The organism is Streptomyces sp. NPDC002309 (assembly GCF_053593375.1).
Genome location: NZ_JBSFCI010000089.1, coordinates 1 through 6,800, shown reverse-complemented (window position 1 = coordinate 6,800; position 6,800 = coordinate 1). Strand labels below are relative to the sequence as shown.

Genomic DNA, 6,800 nt, shown 5'->3' with positions numbered 1-6,800 from the left:
CACAAGCGGCAGAGCCTTTTGAACCACACCCAGCACCCCTGGGTGGATGAACCATACGAGGGGCTCACCGCGTCCCACGGAACAACGTAGGGAGCTCTTTCAGCGTTGCCGCTCCAGGGTGAGGACCGCAGCCGCGATTGACGACACTCGATTTGGGCTGCAGCGCGCGTGATGGAAGATCCGCCAGGACTTCAGGCGGGCCGCGCCACGCTCGACTGGTGCCCGTGTTGCCGACAGCGCGCGGTTGACGGTGAGCTGGGTCGGTGACAGGTCACGACCGGGTGGGCGTCTGACCGGTGTCGTCATCCAGGGGCCGGCTCCAAGGTAGGCGCGGTCGGCGAGGACCGGGACGCCCTGGCGTTCGCAGATCCGGATGATCCGGTGGGTGCGGGCCGCGGTCAGGTCGTGGGTCCGGCCTGGCAGGGCGGGTGAAAACCACAGAACCCGGCCGGCTGGGTCGGTCACGACCTGGACGTTCACCCCGTGGCGTCGGTGTTTGGCGGAGTAGTCGGCCCGGCCATCGCCCAGGCGGTTGCATGCGGCGAGGGTGCCGTCGAGCAGGACGAAGTCCGGGTCGGCTTCACGCAGGACCTTGAGCAGGCCGGATGCCCGCACCGCGAGCAGGTCGACCACCCTGCGGATGTAGGCGTGGGCGGTGCCCACCGAGATGCCGAAGCCTGCGGCGATCTGTGCGAGGGTGTCGTGCTTGCGCAGGTACACCAGCGTGATCAGGGCCCGCTTGTGCGGTGGAAGCTTGCAGCGGCGGTCACCCTCACGGGTGACGATGAGCATGGTGATCCACTCGACCAGCGCGTGCGGCAGGTCGAGTGCGGCAGGATGGGGAACCAACGAGGCTTCTGTGCAGACGGGTTGGGACTTCGAACACCTCCCCCAACGGCACAGAAGCCTCGTGCGTTGCGGGACCCGCCGCCGTGAGGCGAGCGGTCTGTCACACACCCTGACGCGGCGGCACTTCTGTCACCGGCTGCGGAGGGTGCGTGACAGGCCCGGCAGCTCATTGGATCAGGTCGGTGTGCGGATGCTCAGGGGCGGCCGGGCAGACGTAGATCTGCATGTTGTCGGTGCTGCCGACTTCGACCTTGGTCGGCTGCGAGGGGTCCTGGCCACAGCAATGACCGGTGGTGTTGGCGGCGTAGGCGGCGGCCTGTTCTTCGTGAGGTGCCCAGCTGTGTCCCTCACCGCCGTCCCATTCGTAGGAGGCGATGGTCAGCAGCGGTACCATCTGCACATCACAGACAGTGCAGTATCGGGGGTTGGGGTCGGTGCGGCCCCACGGAGGCCAGCCGCCGACCTTCCAGCCGGGCGCGTCAGCCAGATGGACGTCATAGAAGTCCCGCGGACAGTCCGCGTGCTCGGAGCTGTCCACGTCGACGCCGGCCGCCTGCCATCTGCTCCAGTCCTCCACCATCACCAGCATCTGCGGGCTCAGATCGAGGCTGTTGGGGTTCTCGGTGATCGCTTCCGGTGCCAGCACGCACGGCTCCGGCAGATAGCCGTCATCGTTCACCTCGTACGGTTCGGGCGGTGTGGCGAGGATGTCGACGACCTCGGCGGCGGACCGCCAGAACAGTGCGGTCGACGGTTTGTGATGCGGATCGTGGTCGTAGGGGCACCAGAGGACCTGGAGCAGATCGGCCTGTCCGGGCGGCTGCAGCAGGGGTATGTCGCGCAGATACAGCTGGGCCACGGGCAGCATGGGGACCGGGCAGTCCGCGGGCGGAGGGTCGGCGTCGAGCCGCTCCGTGAGCCTCGCGGCGTTCCGCTCCTTGATCGCCTCCTCCTCGGGCGTCATCCCACCACGACCATCGTGATCACGGTGCCACCGGGCCTGCCTGCGCCTCATGAGCCGCACGTCGGCAGGCGACTGGCGGAACCCGCTGTCCACGTGCAGGTGCGAGGCTTCACAGTGCGGCCATGGCTCCTCCGCCGGCCACAGCAACGGCCCCCCTACCGAGCTCTCCCCGGCCGAAGGCGACCCGGGACGAGGGTGCAGCCGAATCGCAGGACGTGCCAACGGCGCCAGCTCGGGAAAGACCGCGGTCACGTCCACGGGCCGCGACGGAGTAGTGCGTACGAAAACCATGTCGGTGATCCTGTCACCAGTCACTGACAACCCCTGGCCGCCTCAACCAGCTTCGATGGCAGCGGTGTTCAGCCGGTCAAGTCCAACGCATGCAGCCTCGGCCACATCGACAGTAAGCCTGCCCATGTGGCAACCAGCGTGCTTCGGCCCAGCCATCACTCGATCAGTGGTCACTCTGAAAAAGCTCAGTCGGGGAAGCAGTACATACTGCCAGGGCCGGCGCCACAGCGGTCAGGAGCAGTCGGATCGATAGGCGAAGGGCCGCTCGGGGCACCTCGGGCATTCGAACAGATACATACCACCCATGTCGCCGAGCATGAGCCCAGGCGGGCGCTGGATCTGCCTCCGTTCCTCGTAGGGCAGGTCCCAGATCGTGCCCGTGGCCGGGGTGTCCTCGACGGGCAGCCAGGTCAGCCAACTTTCGCCGTCGAACTCGGCGCTGCTGAGGGTCAGCAGATGCTCCATGCGTCGGCCGCACGTCGGGCATGTCGGCCAGTTCGGTTCCTGCGTCCAGGTCGGGTAGCCACCGACCTTGATTCCTTCGGCCACGGAGAGGTGGGACCAGTACGACCAGCCCGTTTCCTCTTCAAGCTCCTCAAACCTCGATTCGAGTGCGTCCGCGACCTCTTCCGGTAGATCCCAGTTCGGGTAGTCGGTAACGGGTTCCGGGTGCAGGACACACCGATCCGCAAGGTAGTCGCTGTCAGCGCCGACGGGGCGCGGCGGGTCAGCCGGTTCGACGTCGTCCTGGGAGCTGTCCCACCGGAAGATCTCGGGACGCGGAACGTGACCGTGCTCGTGATCGAAGGGGCACCACAACACTTGCAGCACATTGGTGCCGTTCGGGAAGGCCAGGTCAGGCACGTCGCCGGCGAAGAGTTGAAGGATCGGAACGAGGGGGATCGGCCCCTGTTCCGGTGGGGAGAACGCCGAGCGCGGGTGATCGTCCTCGCAGAGCGGCCAGGGCTGCGAACGCGGCCACAGCACGGGCCCGCCGAGCGAGCTGTCCCGTGCGCTCGGGTCGCCGACACGCGGATGCAGCCTGATGGCATGCTTCCGGTAGAGGGCCAACTCGGGGAACAGGGCCTCGACGTCGAGAGGACGCGGCGGGGTGGTGCGAGCCATCGGACGTGCTCCTCGCGGGCGGATCGTGGGTGAGCGACAGCCGAGGCCGCAGCGCCCAGCAGAGTAGCCTCACGGTCCCTCGGGCCGGCCCACAGGGGCCACCTCGCCCCGCCGGGGCACGACGGCCGTCGGCCGAGACGGCCCCAGCCGAAACGAGTTCAAGCTCAGCAGCCGGTGAACGATGTCCCGGAGCCGGATGCCGGAGAAGTGCAGGTCCGGTTCGGAGCGGCAGGGACTGGACGCGGAGCATCATCGACCGCGCCAGTCCCCCGCCCCGGCTCAGCCGGCGTTCATGGCGTCGATCAAGCTCTTGGGGCGCATGTCGGTCCAGGTGTTCTCGATGAAATCAAGGCATGCCTGCCGCGCCGCTTCTCCGTAGACCGACTCCCACCCGGCCGGCACGTCGACAAATGTGGGCCAGAGCGAGAACTGGCCCTCCTCGTTCTTCAGAACAAGATAGTTCGCGTCCTGGTCCTCAAAGGGGTTCGTCATTATTCAATCCTTTCCGTCACACATGATGGAAACGCGAGGAAGCTCAACCTCGACCAACGACTGTTCGGCGCCTTTTCAACCGAGCTATCCTCTGTCCTCTGCCGTGGACAGCCAAGCGGCGATTGAATCCCAAAGCAGAGAGAGCATGGGGGGATCTGCCATTTCGTCGTGAGTGCAAGGCAATCGCGACTCGCTTATTCGGCCGGAAGTATAGGGCTGCCACATGATGCGACCAGAACCGTCCTCGAGCTCGTCCGACGAAATAAAGAGAAGATCGCCGCGGAATTTGCGAGGATAGTGTTTCACATAGATGCGGGTGTTATTTGCAATGATCCTCGCCCTGACTTCCGCTTCTTCTTCTGAGATCTCGCTGCGGAAGTAGTCAGGAAGTCCGGCGAGATCACGGAGGGAAGGCGACTCGTCGAACACCTCTCCCGCATCCGTATGATCGTCATGGCTTTTGCCGCCACGTTCCTGGCTCGCCTCACCGGCAGGATCCGCGGACTCCGCGCCGGTCTCGTCCATGGTCAGCGCGTCGGACGGGGCGGGCGCATAGCCTCCCATGATGATGAGTGCCACTTCCTGGCCGTCTTCCTGCAGTTGTACGGCCATCTCCTGAGCAACGCGGCCGCCCATTGACCACCCGAGCAGATGGTAGGGACCCGACGACTGCACGGTACGCAGCTCTTCGACGTATTCTTCCGCCATTTTCCGGATGGACGCCGGCAACTCACCCGAACCGTCAGCGTCCCGCGCCTGCAGGCCGTACAAGGGGATGTCAGAGGGTACGAACCCGGCCAGAGGCGCGAAGCACCAGCTCAACCCGGATCGCGGGTGGACACAGAAGAGGGGTGGCCGGCTTCCGTGCGTCCTTATGGGAAGAAGCGTACGGAGCGAGTCCGTCATCGTGGGAAGGCTGAGCCGATGAGCAAGTCCTGCGACACTGGGCGCTTGCATCAACATCTGGAGCGAGACGTCGACGCCCATGATCGAACGAATCCGGCTCACCAGCTTGACCGCCAGAAGTGAATGTCCACCACATTCGAAGAAGTTGTCCTCCACTCCGATGTGAGGAACATTCAGCCCTTCGGAAAAAATTCTGCACAGGACTTCCTCCTGGATGGAGGCGGGTTCCCGGCTGAGCGCGGACCGCGCATAGTCCGGCGCGGAAAGCTGCCGTCGATCCAGCTTCCCGGTCACCGTCAGCGGCAGCCTGTCCAGGACCACCAGCGCGGACGGCACCATGTACGTCGGCAGCATCGCGCCGAGATGCGCCCGCAGGGCAGCCAGGTCAACCCCGGTGGTGCTGCTGCCGCCGCTGTGGGGTACGAGGTAGCCGACCAGGCGCTTGTCACCGGGGCGGTCCTCACGCACCATCACCGCCGCCTGGGACACGGACGGATGCGCGCTCAGCGCGGCCTCGACCTCACCCAACTCGATACGGAACCCACGCACCTTCACCTGGTCATCCGTACGGCCCAGGTACTCCAACTGTCCCCCGGCGTTCCAGCGGGCCAGATCGCCGGTGCGGTACATCCGCTCCCCCAGGGTGAAGGGGTCGGCGACGAAGCGCTGGGCGGTGAGCCCCGGCCGGGCGTGGTAGCCGCGGGCCAACTGGGCGCCGGAGACGTACAGCTCACCCGCGACACCCACCGGCACCGGCCGCAGAGCCGGGTCGAGGACGTAGACCCGGGTGTTCCACACAGGACGGCCGATCGGCGCGGTTCCCCCGGGCCATGCCGCCGGGTCCGCCGGCAGGGTATAGGCGGTGACCACATGAGTCTCGGACGGACCATAGTGGTTGTGCAGAACCGCCCCGGTCGCCCCGCACAGATCGCGGACTCGGTCACCGAGCACGAGTGCCTCGCCGGCCTGGGAAACATGACGAAGCGACGGCAGGTCCGTGCCCTGCTCCGCCATGGCCTCACCGAGCGCGTCCACCATCATGTTGGGGGCGTACAGCTCGGTGGCCCTCTGCTCCCTCAGCCATGCCGCGAACTCTTCCGGGTCACGCCGGATCTCTTCGTCCGGCACCACAAGGGTCTTGCCGTCCAAGAGCGCCGAGAGGATCTCCTGGGCCGAGACGTCGAAGCTGATCGCCGTGAACTGAGCGACCCGCGAACCGGCCTCGGCGGGGAGGGCAGAAGCGTGCCAGGACAACAGGTTGACCAACGCGCCGCAGGTCATCACCACACCCTTGGGACGCCCGGTCGAGCCCGAGGTGTAGATCAGGTACGCGGGGTGCTGCAGCAGCAGCGGGCCGGTCCGCTCCGCATCGCCGAAGTCATCGGCCGGCAGTGCGCCGAGTTCGGCGACGACCGCAGGGTCGTCCAGCAGGAGCGTGGACACGGTGGCCAGGCGCCCGGCGACAGCTGTGGTGGTCAGCGTCAGCGAGGGGTCGGCGTCGGCCAGCATGAAGGCGATCCGCTCGGCCGGGTACTCCGGATCGATCGGCAGGTAACCCGCGCCCGACTTCAGCACCGCCAGCAGACCGACGATCAGGTCCACCGAGCGAGGCACGGCCAGGCCGACGATGCTCTCGGGTCCGATACCGCGACGGATCAGCAACCGGGCAAGCCGGTTCGCCCGCTCGTCGAGCTCCGCATAAGTCACCTCAGCACCGTCGAAGACCACGGCGACCGCATCAGGATGCTTGACAGCCCGGGCCTGGAACAGCTCGGGCAGCGCCGCCCCGGTCACCTCCTGGACGGTGTCGTTCCAACCGACCACAAGCCGGTGCCGTTCCTCATCCGACAGCAACTCCACCACGCTGACCCGCTGGTGCGGTTCCCTGGTGACGGTGTCCAGGACGCGCACGAAGCGTTCGGCCAGGTTCTCCACCGTCTCGCGGTCGAACAAGTCAAGGGCGTAGTCGATACCACCGTACAGACCGGCCGGGCGATCACCGGTGCCGATACGGGGGTCGGCCTCGGTGTCGGTTCGGAAGGATTCATTGAGGGCGAAGAACAGGTCGAATTTCGCTGCCGGTTCGCCGGTGGGCAGGGGTTCGGTGTGGATACCGGGCAGGTCGAGTTCGGCGTGGGTGGTGTTCTGCAGAGCGAGCATCACCTGGAAGAGC

The 6,800-nt window shown here is 66.4% G+C and carries 5 protein-coding genes; all 5 read right to left on the bottom strand.

The genetic code is table 11. The features are described 5' to 3' along the window. Positions 1 to 99 precede the first annotated feature (99 nt). Positions 100 to 849, bottom strand: a complete 750-nt coding sequence (locus tag ACWCPM_RS34375; RefSeq protein ID WP_450980192.1) for a transposase family protein — start codon at positions 847 to 849, stop codon at positions 100 to 102. Positions 850 to 1,015: 166 nt separating this feature from the next. Beyond that, positions 1,016 to 2,104 (bottom strand): hypothetical protein, encoded by a 1,089-nt coding sequence (locus ACWCPM_RS34370; RefSeq protein ID WP_450980191.1) that lies wholly within the window; start codon positions 2,102 to 2,104, stop codon positions 1,016 to 1,018. Between the two features lie 231 nt (positions 2,105 to 2,335). Then, entirely contained in the window at positions 2,336 to 3,229 is an 894-nt protein-coding gene (locus ACWCPM_RS34365; RefSeq protein ID WP_450980190.1) for a DUF1963 domain-containing protein, read from the bottom strand. 279 nt (positions 3,230 to 3,508) lie between these two features. Then, entirely contained in the window at positions 3,509 to 3,721 is a 213-nt protein-coding gene (locus ACWCPM_RS34360; protein ID WP_450980189.1) for an MbtH family protein, read from the bottom strand. 84 nt (positions 3,722 to 3,805) lie between these two features. Then, positions 3,806 to 6,787 (bottom strand): amino acid adenylation domain-containing protein, encoded by a 2,982-nt coding sequence (locus ACWCPM_RS34355; protein ID WP_450980188.1) that lies wholly within the window; start codon positions 6,785 to 6,787, stop codon positions 3,806 to 3,808. Positions 6,788 to 6,800 lie beyond the last annotated feature (13 nt).